Genomic DNA, 18,430 nt, shown 5'->3' on the forward strand with positions numbered 1-18,430 from the left:
ATATTGACCAAAAGGGAGACACTCATATCATGGCAAAACGTAAAATGATTTTGGACTTGGATACTGGGATCGACGATTCTCTTGCAATCGCTTACGCATTAGGTGCACCTGATGTTGACTTAATCGGTATCGTCGGTTCATACGGCAACGTTGTCGTTGAAGAAGGCGGCAAGAACGCATTGAAGATTTTGGAATTGTTGGGTCACACCGACATCCCTGTATACTTAGGCGAAAGTCACTCTTCAACCTCTGACCACTTCGACCGGATGGAAGTTAGTGCAAACATTCACGGTCAAAACGGAATCGGTGAAGTTGAACTGCCAGAACCAACGCGTGCCATCGAAAAGGAATCCGGTGTTGATTTCTTAATCGAAGCTGCACACAAGTACGGCAAAGACCTGACGCTGGTACCAACTGGCCCAATGACCAACTTGGCTGCTGCCTTGAAGAAGGCCCCAGAAATTGCTAACGAAATCGGCAACATGACCTTCATGGGTGGTGCTTTGACCATGCCTGGGAACGTTACCCCATTTGCTGAAGCCAACATCAACCAAGATGCTGAAGCTGCTAACGCTGTTTTGACCAGCCCACTACACTCTACCATGGTTGGCCTGGACGTTACGCTGCGGACCCTCTTAACCAAGAAGGAAACCAAGCAATGGCGTGAACTTGGCACCGTTGCTGGTGAAAAGTTTGCCGACATCGTCGACTACTACATCGAAGCTTACAAGCAATTCAACGACAACTTGGGCGGCTGTGCTTTGCATGACCCACTCGCTGTTGGGGTTGCCTTAGACCCTAGCTTCGTCACCACGATTGACCTGAACATGGTCGTTAACTACAACAAGGAAACTTACGGTCGGACCATCGGTGATGACAACCGTCTCAACGAACCTACCAACGTTAAGGTTTCCGTCATGGTTGACAAGGACCGTTACCTCAAGGTCTTCATGGACTACCTGACCACGTTATTCAAAAACAACAAATAAGCTTAACTGAAAACACTGGCTGCGGCCGGTGTTTTTTTGGATCCAAAAAAATGAGCACGGCCCCAATTTGCGGGTTCGCGCTCATTTTTAAATCGCAATTAAGCCTTGTAGTTAAAGTTGTTGATCATGGTCTTAACCGCGTTGTTCGTGTATTCCGTGGCGTATTGTTGCTTTTGCGCTGCGGTCAGGGCATCGGTGTTGTTAAAGATGTCCGTGTATTGCTTTTGCATAGCTGGCTTCACGTACTTCTTAGCGTAAGCAGCGGCGGGACTCTTCTTGACCTTGCTGTAAGAATAAGTCTTGCCAGTGGCTGAGGCTAAGCGCCGGTTGAGCTTCGTGCCAGTGACCTTAGTACTGAACTTGGTGCTGGATTTCTTCGTCAGCTTGAACGTGTAAGTCTTCTTCGTCAAGGACGTGGTCGTCTTGTTGTCGGTCGTCTTAAATTCAATCAACTTGTACTTGGTCGTCAACGTCCGCTTGTTCTTGCTGACCTTAATAGAGGTTGGCACACCATATTTGACGTTGGCACTCTTGCCGTTGAAGTCACCAAAAATCAGCAACGTCCCGGTCTTACCGTTAGACTTGTATGACTTAAAGTAAAAAGCCGTCTTTGACTTAGCGTTCTTGTAGTAACGCTTCATATCCGTGTTCGTAAAGGTTGCGGGCTTTGCCTTCGTGCTAGCACTAGCCGCGCTCGGTGCAGCGACACCACCCAGGGTCCCCGCTGCAAGTACTACTAATCCAAGTTTCACCATCAAACGTTTCATGACCAAAATCCTCCTTAAGATTAATCCTATACACCTTTTATACTGCCAGTTTATCTGTTTAAATGCAAGCGCTACCGCTTCTAGCTTAACAATTCTGGAAAGGTTTGTTCAAGGTACGCCGCAACCCCAGCGTCGTTGTTGTCTTTTGGCGTGATATGGCTGGCGGCATCCTTGACGGCTGGTTGACCATTCAACATGGCCACGCCATCCCCAGCGGCCTTGATCATGCCCAAGTCATTCTCGGCATCCCCGAAAGTCATCAGGTTGCTGAAGTCCCAACCGAAGTGCGTCAACAGTTGGCCCAGCCCCACGGCCTTATCCATATCGGCAGCCAGAAATTCCAAGATTTTTGGTTGTGACCGCACAACGTGATACTGGTCGGTCAGCTCTGGGGTCAGCTTGCTAACGACTTCATCCAGCGTGGCAGGGTCCGTTGCCATAACGGCCTTACTGAAGAGATGATCGGGTAATTCCGCAAATGGCGTCGGCGTGAAGGTCATCGGGGCCTTCAACATTTGTTGATAAACCGATGGCGTTAAATCAGCGACGGGATAGACCTGATCAAAGTCCAAGACGTCCAAGGGGTAGTGGTTGGCTGCCGCAAAGGCGTGCAACGGCTTGAAGTCCGTGCGACTCAACCCGCTCTGCGCCAAGGCTTCCTTGGTCGTGTTCTGAATGACCAGGGCCCCGTTGAAGGTAATCGTGTAATCTTCAGCCGTGGTCAGTCCCAGTTGTTCCAGGTAGCCCCAAATCGCATTGATGGGCCGGCCGGTACACAGCACCACCTTGACCCCCGCCGTGTGTAATTGCCGCAGGGCTGCGGCGTTGGCTTCACTAATGGTCTTATCCGTATTGAGTAACGTCTCGTCTAAATCGAGCGCAATCATCTTTATCATTCGTTGTTGGCCTCCGTAATTTTCCTTATGCCCCTAGTTTACACGTAACGGCTTGTGAAATAAACCATGATTAGGACAAAAGGTCCTGGCGAATGAGCGCAACGATTTGTTGATTCTCTGGCAGGTCCGCGTGGTTGGCGTTTGCACCGGTCACGGTAATCTGCGTGAATCCCTTAACTTGATCCTGAAATAAATACTTGCCGCGGTTCACGCTGTCAAACGGCACGATGCCATCCCCCGTGAAGGTCTTGCTCCCGGCAATCGAGTAGACGACCAGCTGCCGGGGCAACCGTTGCCGCCCAGCTTCCAACGTCTTGAATAACGGTGTATCCACGGCGGCATCATCTTCCTCCAGGTTGAACGGCGTAGCAATCGTCATCAGCCGATTCGCTCGCACGGCCGATTGATCCAGGCTGTTCTCCAGAAATAACGTCAGGACCAGGCCGCCGTTGGAATGACCCATTGCCGAGAAATGATTGAACTTATACGTCTTCTGCAAAGCATTAAAGGCCAACGCAAACCATTTCGCCTGCTTCAAAATATTCTGGGCCCCGTCGTGATGATTCTGAAAACCAACCACGATGAACGGCCGTGTGTCCCCCGGTTGGATACGGCCGGTGTACACCAGTTGGCCCGTCGTCTTGACCTCGACCCGTAAGAGACTGTGGGTCGCGGGCGTTTCCCGGTTGAGTTCCTTGACCAGCGCATTGAACCGGTTCTGGGTCGCACTCGAGCCGGGCACCAGAAAGACGGGTGCCATCAGCGTTTGGTAGTGACTGCGGACCTCACTGCGTTGCTGTGGCCGCCAGAGAAACCCCGGCAGGCTCAGCAAGACCAAAAGGCCCAGCACCACGATAAAGCCGCGTTTAATTGCGTGGATCATCATCGGCCACCTCCCCCGCTATCTGGGCTTGCGCCTGCACGTGCCATTTCACAAAGGGATAGTAGATGGCCGTGCTCAGCGCCAGGTTCACGAGTCCCAGCACCAGCGCGGACCAATTGCCACCGGTCCCCAAGAACGCCAGGAAGGGGCCCGGCGTCCCGGTCAACAACGGATACGCGACCGCGGGCACCCAGGCTAGGCGCAGGCACAGCCAGCTGACACTGATGCAGACTAGCGGTGCCAGGAGAAACGGAATGCCCAGCAACGGGCTCAGCATCACCGGCAGGCCGACCATGATCGGTGCCCCGAAGTTCCCCAGGGTTGGGACCAGACTCAGCCACGCTACGGCGTGATGCCGCGTATGGCCGTGAACCAACAGGATGGCCAGCACCAGTCCCAGCAACATCCCCGTCCCGCCAAAGTTGGCGTAGACGTCAACGACGGTGTGCAGCGTCACGGGATGGGGCAGCTGCCAGCCGGCATGGTTCAAGACGGCCTCCAAATTTTGCGCCGTCGCTACCGTTTGCCCGCTTGGCGTGATGGGTTCGAGTACTCCCAACCACGCATACAGGCTGGTCAGACCGCTGTATCCCAAGAGTCCCAAGATGAAATGCGGTAGACGAAACGGCCACTGAATGGCGCTGACGAACGCCGCATTTAAACTGACCGTCTGGGTGGTCACCCACAATAAGCCCAGCGCGGTGGTTCCCAGCAACCAGCCACTCATCAGTAGGAATGGCCCCGTCAACCCGGTCGTCTCGTGGTGGACCAGGAGCCAGCGATAGCTATTGCCCACGAGGAGGCCAATCAGAATCCCCATCAGGATGCCCTGTAGACCGAGGTTGGCCGACGCCCATTTGATGGGACGCAGGGCCAAGACTGACGGTCGACTGACGTTAAAGAATTTCAGACTGATCACGGCGGTCATGCCGGCCATCAACCGATTGCTCGTCTGCCGGGTCACCGGTGCCACCAAGTAAAAACTCACGGCAAATGCCATCAGGATGGCCGCCAGTCCCAGGGTCCCCGCACTGATCAGGCGGAGGTACTGGCGCATAACTCTGAGCTGGAACACCCAATTGGCCACGTGTAAGGTCTGATAAAAGTACCCGGTCCGTTGGAGCCAGGCCTGGTCGACAAAATCTGCTAAACTGCCCAACAAAATAATGGGAAAAATCAGTCGCAACGCTTGGCGAATCGCTGCGACCTGTCGATTGCGCTGGCAGTTGACCTCCAGCGCAATCAGTGCCGTCCCCAAACGGCTCGTTGTGATTTGCACGTCACTCACCCCCACTGCGGTCATTGTATGCCGGCAGCGGGTCGTTGACCCCAACTGGACATTCGGTTAGAACGCGGGCAACTCAAACTAGCCAACGCGCAATCTGGTTTAAGACGGCCCCCTCATCGTTGGTGTCGGGCGTTTGCTGACGACTCTCCCGTAAGACTTCCGGTGCCGCATTAGCCACGGCAAACCCTTGGCCCACCAGCTCGAGCATGGCGGCATCGTTGCCGGAGTCGCCAAAGGCTGCCATCTGTGCGGAGCCAATTTGCCAGGTATCGCCTAAATACTGTAGGGCCGCGGCCTTGTTGACGCCCGGGAGCGTCACGTTCATGCCGCCCAGGCCACTGCTGGTCGCCCGCAAGCTGCCCACAAAGCGTTGGTTAAACGCGGCCGCCTGGGGCGCGATATCGGTCTTCAGCCAGGTTAAATCCAATTTCAAAATGCCATCGGAAACGGTCGTTAACTGATTCACGTGCGTCAAGCTGGGATAGAAAACCTGTGACTCCTTGAAGCGCTCGCTGTCGGCCGGCAACTGCGTGTAGGCTTTCTTCCAGCCACAGGCAATCACGAAGCAGTCCGCCATCACGGGCGTTCGACTGATCCAGGTGACCGCCGCCTGCCACAATGATGCTGGAATCGCGGCACACTTCAGCACCTGCCCGGTTGCCGTCGTGATCAGTGCGCCATCCTCGACCACGTAGGTAATGGCCGTGCGATGCTTTAACGGTGCAAAGAGGCCCTGCGCATGGTCGAGTGGGTCCCCTGTCGCCACCACAAAATGGACCTGCCGTTGGGCCATCACCGCTAGCTGTGCCTCAAACCGGTGCGCATCGTAGCGCCCGGTGTTATCTAAAAATGTGCCATCTAAGTCCGTCGCAATCAACCGTGGTGTCATGCCACCCACCTCCCCTTCTGGTAAAGCTAACTTGCACCCATCATACCTGGCCGCCAGCCGCTGCGCAACGATGTTTGCTTACAAATTTAATGATATTAAATGGCCGATGGCTGAACCATTTGCCAGGCCTGAGGTTATCGGGAGCTTTATTTATTTGTTTATTGTTGGTATACTATTTTTAAATAAATGTTGACAGTCTTGATAAACATCTGTACACTAAGACCCATTGGAGGCATCATCATGAATTTACAAGACCTTTCCCTCACCGAAATTGAACAGGGATGGCACCAAACCACCACGGCTTACGTCTGCAACTACTGTCAGGCCAGCTTTGCCACCGACCAAGTCTTCCCGGTCGCGGACAAATTCTATCAGGCAGCCCAAATGATTCAACAGCACGTCGCCCAGGAGCACCCGGATGCCGTCCACCTGTTGATCAACGATGCTAGTAAGTACAACACCCTAACCGCCAAGCAACGCGACCTTCTCGCTGCCTTTAGTACCGGGCAAAAAGACGCCGAGATTGCCACCGCAACTGGCGTGGCCGCTGCGACCATTCGCCACCAGAAGTTTACCTTCCGGGAAAAGGCCAAGCAGGCCAAGCTGTACCTCGCCATCTACGACCAGGTCTTCAACCAACCGGCCGTGGCCGACAGTCTGGTCCGCTTCCCCAACCAAGCCGGCACGGAGGACGACCGCTTTGCCATGACGACCACCGAATACCAACAGCTCGTCGCCAAATTCTTCCAGTCGACCGACCCGCTTCAGCTGAAACGGTGGCCTAAGCACCAAAAGGCAATCTTGGCCGTGCTCAAACGCATTACTAGCACGATTTCGCCAGACCAACACTTCACCGAGGTAGGCTTCAACGACCTGCTTCGCCCAATTTATCCGGATTACCCGCTAATTCGCCGTTACCTGGTCGACTACGACTTTTTCGAACGCACCACCGACGGCAGCGACTACTGGCGGAATCCCAGTTACAAGGAGTAGCTCATGAACAAAAAAGACTTGATTCAACAGTACAAAGCCACGCCCACCTTCTACGGCGTGATTCAAATCAAAAATGATCAGACCGGCCAAACCTTTATCGACGTTGCCCCCAACCTCCACAACCGGTGGGGCTACTACCAAACGAACCTGAACGGCAACTTTTACCACGACACGCCGCTCCAAGAGGACTGGAATGCGCTAGGCGCCGACCAATTCAGTTACAGTGTGCTCTGGAAGAAGGACGCCACCGACGTCGACCACCTTCGCCAAAAACTACGTGACCTCAAAGCCGAGTGGCTCGACAAGCTGCACCCGGCCTATAACCAGCATTAAAGGAGTTCCTATGAAACCATTAAACACCACAACCACCCCCATCGATCCGGCCACCTGGTCGCGACGGGAATACTTTTACTATTTCACCAAAATGATGCCGACCGGCTTTACCGTGAGCGCCGACCTTGACGTAACGGCCACCAAGGATTGGCTCGCCGCTCGCGATTTGAAATTCAATCCGGCGTACCTCTACCTGGTCTCCCGGGTGATCACCGAGATGCCAGAGTTCCGGGTGAGTCGGACCGACGACGGCCAACTGGTGCACTACGAGGTGCTCCACCCGAGTTATTCCGTCATGCACACCGACCACACCATCTCGAGCCTCTGGACCGCCTACGACGCCAGCTTTAACCAATTTTACCAAAACTACCTGGGGGACCAATCCCAGTACGGCGACCTGCACACGCCAATGGCCAAGGCGCCCCAGAGTGCCAACACCTACATGATTGGCAGCATCCCCTGGACGCACTTCACCAGCTACACGCCGCTGCCCTTTACGCCATTGAACACGTTCTTCCCGGTCATTCAGGCTGGCAAGTTCATCAACGAAAGTGACCACTGGCAAATGCCCCTCTCTGTGACCATCCACCACGCGGTCGCGGACGGCTACCACGTGAGTCAGTTCTTCACAAAACTACAAAACGCATTCGACCACCCAGAAACCTGGTTGGTCGACTAACGAAAGAGCGCCCCACGAGATTTTTCTCGTGAGGCGCTTTATTTATCCGCTAGTGTTCGGCTAAAGCCTGTTGATAGTTCTGGTCGTACCGAAGCCAAAACGCAGCGGGCACATCAATGACTGACGTCAATGCGTTGGCAAATTCTGGTGTGATGCGGACTTTACCGGCCAACACCTGCTGGACATAATCGACGGATACCGCCGTCTTTTCGGCCAAGGCCGCTGGCGTGATTTGTAATAGGTCGATGGATTCTTGTAAGGTTTCCCCGGGGGCTATTGGCACGGGGACTTGGTAGGTTTCTCGGTTAGTCATCGTCTGGCACCCTTTCCTTCAGCGCTAGTTTCCGCTGGTAAATGTCATCGTACCGCAGCCAAAACGCGGCCGACACCTGCGTAATCGGTGATAAATTCTGCGCAAACGCCGGGGTAAGTCGAGTCGTCCCAGCCAGAACAGCTGTCACGTACGAAAACGAGGTGTCCGTTTGCTGGGCTAACTGCGCTGGGGAGATGCCCAGCAGATTAATGGCCTCTTGTAAGGAGCTACCTGGCGCTACCGGCTCGGTGGATTCGTGTTGGTATAATTTATTTATCATGATAATCGCTCACTTTCATTATAATAACCTGTGTGATTTGTTCTTTATTAGTCGTAACTTCTTGAAAATCATTCATACCCTCAAAAATCAATCTTACATTTTCAGTTACAGAAACAGCAAAATATCCACGAAGGTTACCTGTTAGCAAATGTAGCCTGGACGGTGGAAAGTGGGAAATTTCATCTAATGTATCTGCAACTGTTAATTCTTCAACTCTTCTTTGAATCCCAGTTGCTATCTTCAAACCAAATTTTCTTACCAATCTTACTTGTGTCGAAAAAGTCTTCTCAATTTTCTGACTTTCGTAATTAATTTCCATTTAGTTACCTCGCAATTCTACTTTGAGCTTTTTAGCCCTTACAAGATAACTCCGTAAAAAAACTGCGAAAATTTTATTTTCATTAACTTTATTTATCATACATGGCCCACTAGCGAAAAGATAGCAAACGCCCCAACAACCAAATCACCCCAACACTAGTTTAATAGTAAAATAAAAATGCCATCCTATTGTTTAAGGATGACGTTCAGTAATTAGTCAGTTTTAAAGACTATCAATCTGATTAATCCACTACAGAAACAGAATGGCGTTTAATCGGGTTAAACCAGTGTCAGCCGCAGGGCTGGTGAAAATGGGCTCAGCCGTGGGAGTTGCCTTAGCGGGTTCCCCGCTTAGGCAACTGCTATCTTTGAGACGTGAACTTCGGCTCAAAGTAAGTCTGGAGACCGCCCTTCGGCTCCAGACGTGCGCCCACAGCGCCACGGCCCATTTTCACCAGCCCGGAGGCGCTGACAACGACTATGTTTAACCCCAAGATTAAGCGTTCATGCTGCTGTAGCTGTAGGCTTGCTTCATCAGGGATTGTGTTTCCGTGAACTCGTTAATGTCATGCAGCACCACGGTAATCACCCGGTGCTTGCCGGCCTGTTGACCGGTCCCCACGAAGCAGTACCCAGCCAATGGTGTGTACCCGGTCTTCAACCCATCAACGTTCAATGAAGCCTTGTAGTATTTCCGACCAGACAGCATGTTGTTATAGTTGTAGCAAAGTTGGCCGTCAACGGTCTTCGAGCCAACCGCACCATCGGTCAAAATTTGGGGATAGTCTTGGATCAGGTGCCGCGCAATCAGCGCCACATCCTTAGCGGAAACCATGTTGGCATTGGCTGTCCCGTAGGCGTAACCAAAGGCCTTCAAGTCACTGTTTTCCAAACCAGAAGCCGAGACGAAGCTGGCCTTACCCAGGTTCCAGCTTTTGGCTTGTGCGTTCATTTGTTGAATGAATTTGGCATTGCTGCCGGCCACCCATTCGCCCAAAGCGATTGCCGCGTTGTTGGAAGAATCCAGCAAGGCCGCGTCATACAGCTCTCTGACGGTGTAGGTGTGCCCCGTTTGGAACAGGAAGCCCCCGCAGGAAGAACTCTTGCTCATGGCAATCAAGCCCTTACTGCTGGTGTCGACGACCTGATTCCACGTAGACGCGTTGCCATCAACTTTTTGTAGCACCAGGTACAGCGTCATCAATTTAGAAACGGACGCGATGGGCCGCGCCGTGTTGGCACTCTTGGACCAGACGGCCTTCCCCGTCGTGTAGTCCATGGCAATGGCGTTCTTGGCGTACTTCAGACCAAATGGCGCCTTCCCCTTAGTCAGGTAGCCATGCCAAATCCAGCCCTTCACGGAGCTAGACTTATTGGCCACATAATAGTAGATACCCTTAGAATTACCGTGCTTCAAGGTCGCCTTCTGCGTGGCATACCAAGTCGTATTAGGGTAACTCTTCAGCGAAGCAATCTTGCGATTATGCGCCTGATTATAAATGGCCCCCGCCGTGCTCTTCTTGTGGTAGGCTGTCTTGGTCATGGTCGCCGTCGACACCGTAGAATAAACGGCCGCATCGGCAGTCACTTGCAAGCTCAACCCGGCACCCAGCGTCAGCACAAACACAAACGCCAGCACCAGCCACTTGGCTTTTCCTGATTTCATCATATGTAGTCCTCTCCTCATTAAAATCATTATATGATTCACCCTAACACGATAAACGCCGTTCCCACAAGGATTACAAGACATCTGTAACTTACTTGTTGGGGACGTAACTTTACCGTAATCCATAAGGTGTGGGCTAAATAACTAGGATGGTTAACGATTGCGGACTCATCCAGCAGACACAGTTCAAGCCACGAAAAAGGTCCTACCAAGGAAACTCTCGGTAGGACCTTTTCAAAACAATTTTATGGCTATTACATGAATCTGACCAACTACCACAACACAAATCAGCAGCAGTCAGCCACATCCACGATGCAGAACAACCAATCCTGCGGGCTAAACCAGTGTCAGCCGCAGGGCTGGGAAAACTGGGCCGGTCGTGGGAGTGACCAGAGGCGAGCCAAGGTGTCCGGCTGTGTCGATGGTCTTAGCTGAGGTTTCTCACTCAGCTTAGAGCATGGGACAACCTTTGAGACCGCACTCCAGGCTCAAAGTTGAGGTGGAAGCCCGCTTCTCAGGCTGGAACCGGCCCCACAGCAGGGCGCCTTGAGCGCGCCGTCGGGAACGGACACGACCAGGCCCGGTTTTCACCAGCCCGGAGGCGCTGACAACGACTATGTTTAACCCGAAACCAAGATTAGTTGCTCATGCTGCTGAGGCGGTAGGCGTGGTCCATCAAGGACTTCGTCTCCGTGAACTCGTTCTCATCATGCAGCACAACGGTAATCACGCGCTGCTTGCCGCTCTTCTGACCGGTACCCACGAAGCAGTACCCAGCCAGCGGCGTGTACCCAGTCTTCAATCCATCAACCTTCAGTGAGGCACGGTAGTACTTCCGCCCCTTCAACAGGTTGTTGTAGTTGTGGCAGACCTGACCGTTGACCTTCATCGAGCCAATTTTACCATCCTTTAAGATACGGGGGTAGCTGGTGATCAGGTGCCGGGCGATGATGGCAACGTCCTTGGCAGAAACCTTGTTGGCGTTAGCCTTACCGTAGCCGTAACCGTACCGGCGCAGGTCGCTGTTTTCCAAGCCGGAAGCTGAAACAAAGTGGGCCTTGCCCAATTTCCAGGACTTCGCTTGGGCGTTCATCTTCTTGATAAATTTGCCGTTACTGCCGCTGACCCATTTGCCCAGCGCGATAGCGGAGTTGTTGGACGAATCCAGGAAGGCCGCGTAGTACAGTTGCTTGACGGTGTAGCTGTGATTTAATTTGAAATGGAAGCCGCCACAGTCGGCACTCCGGCTCATGGAAACCAAGCCACGACTGGTAATCTTGACCTTGTGATTCCAGTTGCTGGTCTTGCCATCAACCTTCTTCAGGGCCAGATATAACGTCATTAATTTAGAAACGGACGCAATGGGCCGCGCGGTGTTGGCGTTCTTGGACCAAACGACCTTCCCCGTCTTGGCGTTCATGGCAACCGCGGCCCTAGCCTTGGTCAGGACGAATGGCGCCTTGCCCTTCTTCAAGTAGCCGTGCCAAACCCAGCCCTTCACACTATTCTTGCTGTTCTTGACGTAGAGATAAATGCCGGTCGACTTGCCATGCTTCAGCGTCGCCTGCTTCGTGGCATACCACGTGGTGTGTGGATGCGTCGTTAGGTTGCTGACCTTACGGGTGTGTGTCTTGTTATAAATGGCCCCTTTGGCATGCTTCTTGTGGTAGGCCGTCTTCTTAATGGTTTTCGTGCTAACCGTTTTGTACGCTGAAGCAGCGTTGGCAGGCACGACAGCGCTGACAGTCCCGCCGACCGTTAAGGCCACGGCAAACGCCATCAGGCCGCGTTTCATATGGACATTTCTCATGAGTTAAATCCTTCCTATCGTATAATAATTAAGATAACCAACTATTAGAATAGCACTCTTGCCTCGCAACGGATAGCCCGATTAACCGCTTTAGACGTGAAATATCCCGGTCGTAACGAAACTGTAAAAAACGTTTCCATCCTGAATAAATCAACGACTAGGCACGATTATTTTGGGCAATGGTTGCATTTACCCGGCAAATTAGTTACGCTAGAGTCAATCACATACGACTGGGGTGCCTCACGGCTGAGATCAAACCCATTGAACCTGCTCTGGTTAATACCAGCGAAGGGATGCGTACTTTTATGCTGTCAATGAACCCCACTAAGCGATTTCTTAGTGGGGATTTTTTTCACAATGAACGCCCCTGTCAAACAATTCTAGGAGGTATCTGGTTATGAAAGCTTGGCACATTAGAGATATTATTTTAGTCACAATTTTAGCAATTTTTATGGGCGTTATTTTCTGGGTCATCAACCCCGTCTACACATTACTGGCAGCGGCCCTCGCCCCATTTGGACTCCAACCCCTGGCTAACGAAATTTTGCTGGGCGTCTGGGTCATGGCGGGTCCCCTGGCCGGCTTTATCATCCGGATTCCGGGGGCGGCCACGCTGGGCGAATTTCTCGGCGCCGTCGTAGAAATGTTCCTGGGCGGTATCTGGGGCGCTAGCACGTTGATTTCCGGCGCTGTCCAAGGACTGGGCGCTGAAATTGGCTTCGCCGCCATGCGCTACAAGAAATACAATTGGGTCACGCTGGTTCTGACCGCGTTGACCACCACAATTGTCACCTTCGCCTGGGACCTGGTCCGCAGCGGATACTCCGCTTACCACTTTGGCTTCCTGATTCTCCTGTTCGCGGTCCGTTTCTGCTCGGTCTTCCTCTTCGGCGGTGTCTTAACCAAGCTGATCACCAACCTGCTGGCCCGCGCGCACGTCTTACCCAACGTCAAATAACGGTTGATTTTCCCATGCGCCTTACCGGGAAAACAAAATTGGCCGGAACGCTGGGGGCAGGACGGCTTAAGCCTGAGAAGCGGTCTTAAGCCTCGCTTTGAACCGCAAAGAACGCGTTTCAAAGTCGCCATTTGGTCATCAGCCAAGCTGATAACCAAATCCCCCGGCTGAGCCAAATTGTCTTTTCCCTCACGGCTGACATAGATTTCAACCAATATCAGCCGCTTAACATCGTTCTAACCTTACTACCTAATCAATCTCTGACCGCACCAAGGGTCAAAGATTACCCAACCGAACACAGCCTTAACAGCTTCAACACCAAATTAATCACAACTAACTCACGACCACCCACTACACAAGGTGCAGGTGGCCCTGAATCCCGTAATCACCAACGTCGCTGGTTACCGCCGTGTCAGCCGTGAGGTCGGTGAAAATGGACTCAGCCGTGGGATTTTTCGAGTGATCTTCTCGGAAAATGGTGACTTTGAAACGCGGTTCTCAGCGGTTCTCAGCGGTTCAAAGCAAGCCTAAAGACCGCTTCTCAGGCTTTAGTCGTCCTCCCCACAGCGTCACGGTCCATTTTCACCGACCGGTAAGGCGACTCCCACGCGTAACGCAGCAACATCATTGTAGAATTGGAGGAATCATTGTGGCCACCGTAACGGTTCATTCACTGACATTTACCTATCCCAAGCGTTCCCGGCCCGTCCTCGATGACCTGAACGTCACGTTTCCCAGTGGCAAGTTTTCCCTATTGACCGGGGTCTCCGGTGGCGGCAAGTCGACGCTGCTCAAGCTGATTGCGGGACTCACCCCGTTGCCGACCGCCGGCAGTATCACCTTTAACGACCAGCCACTAGCCGAGATTGCCCCCACCAAGCGGGCGGCCACCGTCGCCATGCTCTTCCAGGAACCCAGCACCCAATTCACCATGGACACGGTGAAAAACGAGTTGCGGTTCGCCCTGGAAAACCAGTGCGTTGACCCGGCCGACATCCCCGCCAAAATCACCGCCGCCCTCGACTTCATCGGCATTACCGATTTACAAGACCGGTTACTGATGCAGCTGTCCGGTGGCGAACAACAGAAGGTCGCCCTCGCCATCATCGTAGCCATGGACAGCGACGTCATTTTACTGGACGAACCCTTTGCCAGCATCGACCCACCGACGCGCCTGGCCTTGCTCGAAAAGCTGGTTGCCCTGTGTACCAAGCGCGGCAAGACCATCATTTTAGCCGACCACGACCTCAGCAATTATGACCGCTGGGTGGACCATCTGGCCGTGCTGGATATGGGAAAGCTGACGCTGTTGTCGCCGGCAGATACGCAGGCCCGGTTTGCGGCGTTTACCCCCGACAAGCTCCAGCTGACCCACGTTGTGTTACCGAGTGACCAGCCTGTCAGTCTGCAGGGCACGCAACTGCGCCTGGGTCACGGCGAGCGCGAATTGTTGGCGCCACAGGACCTGGCCTTATTTGCCCATCAAGCGACCCTGATCACTGGCCCCAATGGGAGTGGCAAATCCACTCTCTTTCGGGCGCTGGTCCGCCTTGGCAAATACCAGGGGCGTCTGACCTACGACGGGACCGACATCCAAAAGCTCCCCCGCAAGCAATACGCCCGGTCCGTGGGCCTCATGTTCCAGGCGGCTAGTTCACAATTTCTCAACGTGACCGTCGCTGAGGAGCTCGCCCTCTCCCGCAAATTTGGCAACCGCGACTACTTCACGGCCGAACGGGTCCAAGACCTCTTAGCGCAACTCAACCTGGCCGAGCACACCGAGCAGATCATCTACTCGCTAAGTAGCGGCCAGCAAAAGAAACTGCAATTACTCTGCATGCTGATCATGGCACCCACGGTTCTCCTTCTCGACGAACCACTGAAGGGTCTGGACTTCGCGTCGATTCAAGTGGTCATGCACATTCTCACGACCGTTCAGCGCGACCTTCACCTGACCTTGATCATGATCAGCCACCAACTCAGCGGCCTGGACGACCTCATCACCCTGCACCTCGCCCTAGCCGACCACCATCTCACCTACAAGGGGGCCCCAGCATGAATCCGAGTTTAAAATTAGCGCTCGTCATCCTGATTGCCCTTGAGGTGTCCTTCACCCAGGTGTGGACGGTCAACGTCGCTTTGATCATCATTAGTTTGATTCTGATGTTCGTGGGTCACGTGAAATGGAAACGCCTCCTGTGGCTAACCGTCGTGCCGCTCTTCTTCGCCAGTGCCCTGGTCTGGTCATTAGCGCTCCAGGGAACGACCACCCACCACTTCCTCATCGTCATCTTCACGCGGATGTTTGTCTACGTTTACATGGGCGGGCTCTTCACCCAGACCACGGACCCGTTGACGCTGACCCGGTCGCTGGAACAAAACGCCAAGCTGCCATCGAAATTTGCGTACGGCTTTCTGGCCGCCTTCAACCTGATGCCGAAGATTCAAGCGGAGGTCGCCACCATTAAGGCCGCGGCGTTGATGCGGGGGCAAGTCCTCCACGTCTGGTCGCCCCAGTTGTATTTCAAAGTGATTCTGGCCGCCATGAACTGGTCGGATCAGCTCGCCGCCGCCATGACCTCCCACGGTTTTGTGGAAGGCGCACCCCGGACACACGCCATCACGGTCGCGTTACGGGCCCGCGACTGGTGGGTCTTTGGCATTGGTCTTATTCTGGTTCAAGTCGGTCTCTTCATCGGCCTACCCTAATTTAGCAAAGGAGTTCCTGTTATGTTTACTGATTTAGCACACGCGGCCACCCAGGCTAGCTGGGACGCCTCCAAACGCCATCCCTTCATTCAACAGTTGCAGGCCGGCACCTTACCCGGCGACACGTTCCGCTACTACCTCATTCAAGACCATTACTACCTCCACGAATTTGGGAAACTCCATGATTTAGCCGCCGACCAAAGCCAGGACCCCCGCGTCGTCAAACAGTTACGCGCTGGGGCCGAAAGCCTCCGTCAGGGTGAAATTGCGGTGCGGCAAACTTTCTTTGACCGCTTAAATATCACGCCGGAAGAGGTCGCCAATACTGCCGTCGCCCCAACGGGTTACGCCTATACCAGTCACCTCTATCGGTCATTGATGACGGCGGGTCCGGCCGGTGCGGTGGCGGGCTTACTCCCCTGTTACTGGCTGTACGCCGAGATTGGCCAGGCGTTGGCCGGCACCGGGTCGCCCGTCCCCATTTACCAAGCCTGGATTGACACCTACAACGCGGACGACTATACCGGTTCCATGAAGGACCAACTCGCCCTCGCCAACTACGTCGCCACCCCAGAAAACACGCACCAGCTGTTAGATATTTTTGAAAAGAGTAGCTGGTACGAACTAAACTTCTGGCAAATGGCGCTAGACCACGAGGACTGGTCGTTGACGCCCAGTAAGAAATCATCGTCACTGACAACGAATTAACGATTGAAGAACTGGCTACTGGTCGGTCCTTTTTTCATGGGTGTGGAATTGGTGGCAACTTGTCTATTCCAGATGAGCTTTAAAAATTTCCATTGTAAGTTAAGTGACAGACGAAACTCTCTGGTCAGCAATACATTAACTGGCTAATGTAAAATACCACGCTATGGGTTAAACCAGTGTCAGCCGCAGGGCTGGTGAAAATAGGCTCAGCCGTGGGAGTTACCTTAGCGGGTCCCCCCGCTTAGGTAACTGCTATCTTTGAGACGCGATTCCCGGCTCAAAGTAAGTCCGAAGACCGCTTCTCAGGCTTCGGACGTGCGCCCACAGCGCCACGGCCTATTTTCACCAGCCCGGAGGCGCAAGCAAGCACGGTTCAACCCATAAGCAACTGTATTTTCAACCCGGTGAACCTGCGTTATAATGGATACACGCATTAGAGAAAGCAGGTGTCGTCATGAAACGACTGACATTCTTGGAGTTTTTTGGCTACCTGGCACTGATTTTGGGCGTCGCGATTGAAATTTACGCGTTGCTCAAGGACCCAGGTAGTAAGCTAAGCGGTGACAACATGTTCGGTGGCGCCGTCATTTTGGGGTTAGCAGTAGCGTTTATCCATAGTAAACACCTGCCTTTCAACCTGGTCTTAATCGGGTTAAGCACGTTGGGGTTTGCTTACTTTACCTTTATCCATACGCAAAATTGGTTCTGGACCATCATCTTAGGGATTGCCGTGGCGGCATTCTTGGTCTACTTCTTTGGGATTCGCAAGGACGTGCGCCGCAATCAAAGCGACTGGTTCCACTTCAACTGATTGCCTTTACCGTTCGTTCCCGGCGGTGGGCTCAAAGTGTTCGGCTATGGGCCCGGTTCCAGCCTGAGAAACGGGCTTTCACCTCGGCTGACCACTTGGCCTACCTCTGGTCACTGACACAGATCACTCAGTTTCATTTTTGTTTTTTACTTAAAGTAAAAACGCAGTCGCTATCATCTGAGTTGGTTCTCAGGTTATGGCGACTGCGTTTTTGAGTTTGATTGATTTCTTTGTTATTGGGGCTGCCTTTCCACGGAACAATTCCGGCCCTGGCGGCCTCCGAAACGTGCTACGCGGGGCAGGTTCCTGCGCTTAACCCCGGTTCAGCAAATATCCCAAGCCCTGAATTAGTCCTTAGATTTATCTTGCTTTAAGTCGGTTGGCTGGTTCTCCACGGGACTATCCCGGTCCTGGCGGCTTCTGAAACGTGCTACGCAAGGCAACTGGTTCCACTTAACACCGTAACGAAAATGTCCCAGGCCCGGGGCCATTCCCGTTACGCCGTTAATGCTCGCCAGTTAAGCGCCTCGCTCCGCACTCTTTACCCTAGAAAAACAGGCCCGCCCGAAGGCCGACCTGTTTTCCCGCTTGATAAACTACAAGTGACTGTAGTCTTGTAATCACAATGATTACCAAAGTTTTAAGTTGTAACAGCCGGATGATCCGGCCCCGGGGCGGGATTAACCGCGTTATTTGACAGCCACGCGAAACGCACGTGTCTGCGGGGTGCTGATGACCCCCACTGGGCTCGAACTCTGATGTGTCGTGGTTCGTTTGCCCATGGAATACCAGGACATACCGCCGAACACAGCCAATAAAATGACCGCGGTCAACAGACTTCCAATTACGTGTTTCAAATTCATCCTGCCACCTCACTAGTTATGATACTGAATTAATCTAATAACTAGCTTAAAGGGTTTATGTTGCAAAACCATGACAGGCTAGCGAAAAGTAAGTAACAATTCCGCCACATCGGGTTACAGGCCCGACTCTGCCAATTGTCATATTGGGTATAAGTTTACGCAATTTTTCCTCTCGGGGCAAGCATTATCGAAAAAAACTTGCCCGATTTAAAATTGAAGTGCAACACCCCTTAAGACATTAAGGGTAAACAAATAGGCCATGGAGACCTATACTTTT

At 53.1% G+C, this 18,430-nt stretch carries 19 protein-coding genes and 1 riboswitch; of the genes, 9 read left to right on the forward strand and 10 right to left on the reverse strand.

Going from position 1 to position 18,430, the window contains the following annotated elements:
- Positions 1 to 29: 29 nt before the first annotated feature.
- Entirely contained in the window at positions 30 to 989 is a 960-nt protein-coding gene (locus JUF13_RS12735; RefSeq protein ID WP_125765896.1) for a nucleoside hydrolase, read from the forward strand.
- Positions 990 to 1,087: 98 nt separating this feature from the next.
- Here JUF13_RS12735 and JUF13_RS12740 read toward each other — a convergent pair whose 3' ends face one another.
- The 5 genes from JUF13_RS12740 to JUF13_RS12760 all read right to left on the reverse strand — a co-directional run bounded on the left by JUF13_RS12740 (position 1,088) and on the right by JUF13_RS12760 (position 5,712).
- The gene (locus JUF13_RS12740) at positions 1,088 to 1,756 is read right to left on the reverse strand and encodes a hypothetical protein (RefSeq protein WP_203639989.1); all 669 of its coding nucleotides are present in this window, start codon (positions 1,754 to 1,756) and stop codon (positions 1,088 to 1,090) included.
- 80 nt (positions 1,757 to 1,836) lie between these two features.
- Positions 1,837 to 2,652, reverse strand: coding sequence for a Cof-type HAD-IIB family hydrolase (locus JUF13_RS12745; RefSeq protein ID WP_203639990.1), 816 nt, complete (start codon positions 2,650 to 2,652; stop codon positions 1,837 to 1,839).
- Between the two features lie 70 nt (positions 2,653 to 2,722).
- On the reverse strand, positions 2,723 to 3,535 hold the full coding sequence (locus JUF13_RS12750) for an alpha/beta hydrolase (RefSeq protein WP_373300825.1): 813 nt from the start codon (positions 3,533 to 3,535) through the stop codon (positions 2,723 to 2,725).
- Positions 3,519 to 4,814, reverse strand: coding sequence for a PTS transporter subunit EIIC (locus JUF13_RS12755; RefSeq protein WP_225893634.1), 1,296 nt, complete (start codon positions 4,812 to 4,814; stop codon positions 3,519 to 3,521). Before JUF13_RS12755 ends, JUF13_RS12750 begins: the two co-directional genes overlap by 17 nt.
- Positions 4,815 to 4,896: 82 nt before the next feature.
- Positions 4,897 to 5,712: an HAD-IIB family hydrolase gene (locus tag JUF13_RS12760; RefSeq protein WP_203639993.1), complete on the reverse strand. Its 816-nt coding sequence runs from the start codon at positions 5,710 to 5,712 to the stop codon at positions 4,897 to 4,899.
- 240 nt (positions 5,713 to 5,952) lie between these two features.
- Between JUF13_RS12760 and JUF13_RS12765 the strand changes: the two genes are divergently transcribed.
- The 3 genes from JUF13_RS12765 to JUF13_RS12775 are packed head-to-tail and all read left to right on the forward strand — an operon-like array spanning position 5,953 to position 7,717.
- Complete coding sequence (locus tag JUF13_RS12765; RefSeq protein ID WP_203639994.1) at positions 5,953 to 6,705, forward strand: DUF2087 domain-containing protein; 753 nt, start codon at positions 5,953 to 5,955, stop codon at positions 6,703 to 6,705.
- A 3-nt stretch (positions 6,706 to 6,708) separates the two neighbouring features.
- Complete coding sequence (locus JUF13_RS12770; protein ID WP_125763271.1) at positions 6,709 to 7,038, forward strand: GIY-YIG nuclease family protein; 330 nt, start codon at positions 6,709 to 6,711, stop codon at positions 7,036 to 7,038.
- A gap of 10 nt (positions 7,039 to 7,048) precedes the next feature.
- Positions 7,049 to 7,717 (forward strand): chloramphenicol acetyltransferase, encoded by a 669-nt coding sequence (locus tag JUF13_RS12775; RefSeq protein ID WP_203639995.1) that lies wholly within the window; start codon positions 7,049 to 7,051, stop codon positions 7,715 to 7,717.
- 49 nt (positions 7,718 to 7,766) lie between these two features.
- On the opposite strand, the gene JUF13_RS12780 is transcribed toward JUF13_RS12775, so the two are convergent.
- The 5 genes from JUF13_RS12780 to JUF13_RS12800 all read right to left on the reverse strand — a co-directional run bounded on the left by JUF13_RS12780 (position 7,767) and on the right by JUF13_RS12800 (position 12,104).
- On the reverse strand, positions 7,767 to 8,030 hold the full coding sequence (locus JUF13_RS12780; protein WP_203639996.1) for a helix-turn-helix transcriptional regulator: 264 nt from the start codon (positions 8,028 to 8,030) through the stop codon (positions 7,767 to 7,769).
- A complete protein-coding gene (locus tag JUF13_RS12785; RefSeq protein WP_203639997.1) occupies positions 8,023 to 8,310 on the reverse strand; it encodes a helix-turn-helix transcriptional regulator in 288 nt (95 codons plus the stop codon). The genes JUF13_RS12780 and JUF13_RS12785 overlap by 8 nt, the downstream gene beginning before the upstream one ends.
- Entirely contained in the window at positions 8,300 to 8,629 is a 330-nt protein-coding gene (locus tag JUF13_RS12790) for a type II toxin-antitoxin system RelE/ParE family toxin (protein WP_203639998.1), read from the reverse strand. The genes JUF13_RS12785 and JUF13_RS12790 overlap by 11 nt, the downstream gene beginning before the upstream one ends.
- Before the next feature lie 495 nt (positions 8,630 to 9,124).
- Positions 9,125 to 10,294, reverse strand: coding sequence for a serine hydrolase (locus tag JUF13_RS12795; protein WP_203640006.1), 1,170 nt, complete (start codon positions 10,292 to 10,294; stop codon positions 9,125 to 9,127).
- 637 nt (positions 10,295 to 10,931) lie between these two features.
- Complete coding sequence (locus JUF13_RS12800) at positions 10,932 to 12,104, reverse strand: D-alanyl-D-alanine carboxypeptidase family protein (RefSeq protein WP_203639999.1); 1,173 nt, start codon at positions 12,102 to 12,104, stop codon at positions 10,932 to 10,934.
- 221 nt (positions 12,105 to 12,325) lie between these two features.
- A riboswitch (TPP riboswitch) is annotated at positions 12,326 to 12,415 on the forward strand.
- 86 nt (positions 12,416 to 12,501) lie between these two features.
- On the opposite strand from JUF13_RS12800, the gene JUF13_RS12805 reads away from it, so the two are divergent.
- The 5 genes from JUF13_RS12805 to JUF13_RS12825 all read left to right on the forward strand — a co-directional run bounded on the left by JUF13_RS12805 (position 12,502) and on the right by JUF13_RS12825 (position 17,290).
- Positions 12,502 to 13,062 (forward strand): ECF transporter S component, encoded by a 561-nt coding sequence (locus JUF13_RS12805; RefSeq protein ID WP_203640000.1) that lies wholly within the window; start codon positions 12,502 to 12,504, stop codon positions 13,060 to 13,062.
- A gap of 649 nt (positions 13,063 to 13,711) precedes the next feature.
- Positions 13,712 to 15,121, forward strand: a complete 1,410-nt coding sequence (locus tag JUF13_RS12810; protein ID WP_203640001.1) for an ABC transporter ATP-binding protein — start codon at positions 13,712 to 13,714, stop codon at positions 15,119 to 15,121.
- A complete protein-coding gene (locus tag JUF13_RS12815) occupies positions 15,118 to 15,771 on the forward strand; it encodes an energy-coupling factor transporter transmembrane component T family protein (RefSeq protein WP_203640002.1) in 654 nt (217 codons plus the stop codon). The genes JUF13_RS12810 and JUF13_RS12815 overlap by 4 nt, the downstream gene beginning before the upstream one ends.
- Positions 15,772 to 15,792: 21 nt before the next feature.
- On the forward strand, positions 15,793 to 16,479 hold the full coding sequence (gene tenA, locus JUF13_RS12820) for a thiaminase II (protein ID WP_203640003.1): 687 nt from the start codon (positions 15,793 to 15,795) through the stop codon (positions 16,477 to 16,479).
- A gap of 454 nt (positions 16,480 to 16,933) precedes the next feature.
- Complete coding sequence (locus tag JUF13_RS12825) at positions 16,934 to 17,290, forward strand: hypothetical protein (RefSeq protein WP_203640004.1); 357 nt, start codon at positions 16,934 to 16,936, stop codon at positions 17,288 to 17,290.
- Positions 17,291 to 18,430 lie beyond the last annotated feature (1,140 nt).

The sequence above is a fragment of the Levilactobacillus wangkuiensis genome (assembly GCF_016861605.1).
Taxonomy (GTDB): Bacteria; Bacillota; Bacilli; order Lactobacillales; family Lactobacillaceae; genus Levilactobacillus; species Levilactobacillus wangkuiensis.

What these genes read in the sequence shown, in the direction of transcription:
- JUF13_RS12735 (WP_125765896.1), top strand. Translation starts at nt 30, where the DNA reads ATGGCAAAACGTAAAATGATTTTGGACTTGGATACTGGGATCGACGAT.
- JUF13_RS12740 (WP_203639989.1), bottom strand. Translation starts at nt 1,756, where the DNA reads ATGAAACGTTTGATGGTGAAACTTGGATTAGTAGTACTTGCAGCGGGG.
- JUF13_RS12745 (WP_203639990.1), bottom strand. Translation starts at nt 2,652, where the DNA reads ATGATAAAGATGATTGCGCTCGATTTAGACGAGACGTTACTCAATACG.
- JUF13_RS12750 (WP_373300825.1), bottom strand. Translation starts at nt 3,535, where the DNA reads ATGATCCACGCAATTAAACGCGGCTTTATCGTGGTGCTGGGCCTTTTG.
- JUF13_RS12760 (WP_203639993.1), bottom strand. Translation starts at nt 5,712, where the DNA reads ATGACACCACGGTTGATTGCGACGGACTTAGATGGCACATTTTTAGAT.
- JUF13_RS12765 (WP_203639994.1), top strand. Translation starts at nt 5,953, where the DNA reads ATGAATTTACAAGACCTTTCCCTCACCGAAATTGAACAGGGATGGCAC.
- JUF13_RS12770 (WP_125763271.1), top strand. Translation starts at nt 6,709, where the DNA reads ATGAACAAAAAAGACTTGATTCAACAGTACAAAGCCACGCCCACCTTC.
- JUF13_RS12775 (WP_203639995.1), top strand. Translation starts at nt 7,049, where the DNA reads ATGAAACCATTAAACACCACAACCACCCCCATCGATCCGGCCACCTGG.
- JUF13_RS12780 (WP_203639996.1), bottom strand. Translation starts at nt 8,030, where the DNA reads ATGACTAACCGAGAAACCTACCAAGTCCCCGTGCCAATAGCCCCCGGG.
- JUF13_RS12785 (WP_203639997.1), bottom strand. Translation starts at nt 8,310, where the DNA reads ATGATAAATAAATTATACCAACACGAATCCACCGAGCCGGTAGCGCCA.
- JUF13_RS12790 (WP_203639998.1), bottom strand. Translation starts at nt 8,629, where the DNA reads ATGGAAATTAATTACGAAAGTCAGAAAATTGAGAAGACTTTTTCGACA.
- JUF13_RS12795 (WP_203640006.1), bottom strand. Translation starts at nt 10,294, where the DNA reads ATGAAATCAGGAAAAGCCAAGTGGCTGGTGCTGGCGTTTGTGTTTGTG.
- JUF13_RS12800 (WP_203639999.1), bottom strand. Translation starts at nt 12,104, where the DNA reads ATGAGAAATGTCCATATGAAACGCGGCCTGATGGCGTTTGCCGTGGCC.
- JUF13_RS12805 (WP_203640000.1), top strand. Translation starts at nt 12,502, where the DNA reads ATGAAAGCTTGGCACATTAGAGATATTATTTTAGTCACAATTTTAGCA.
- JUF13_RS12815 (WP_203640002.1), top strand. Translation starts at nt 15,118, where the DNA reads ATGAATCCGAGTTTAAAATTAGCGCTCGTCATCCTGATTGCCCTTGAG.
- tenA (WP_203640003.1), top strand. Translation starts at nt 15,793, where the DNA reads ATGTTTACTGATTTAGCACACGCGGCCACCCAGGCTAGCTGGGACGCC.
- JUF13_RS12825 (WP_203640004.1), top strand. Translation starts at nt 16,934, where the DNA reads ATGAAACGACTGACATTCTTGGAGTTTTTTGGCTACCTGGCACTGATT.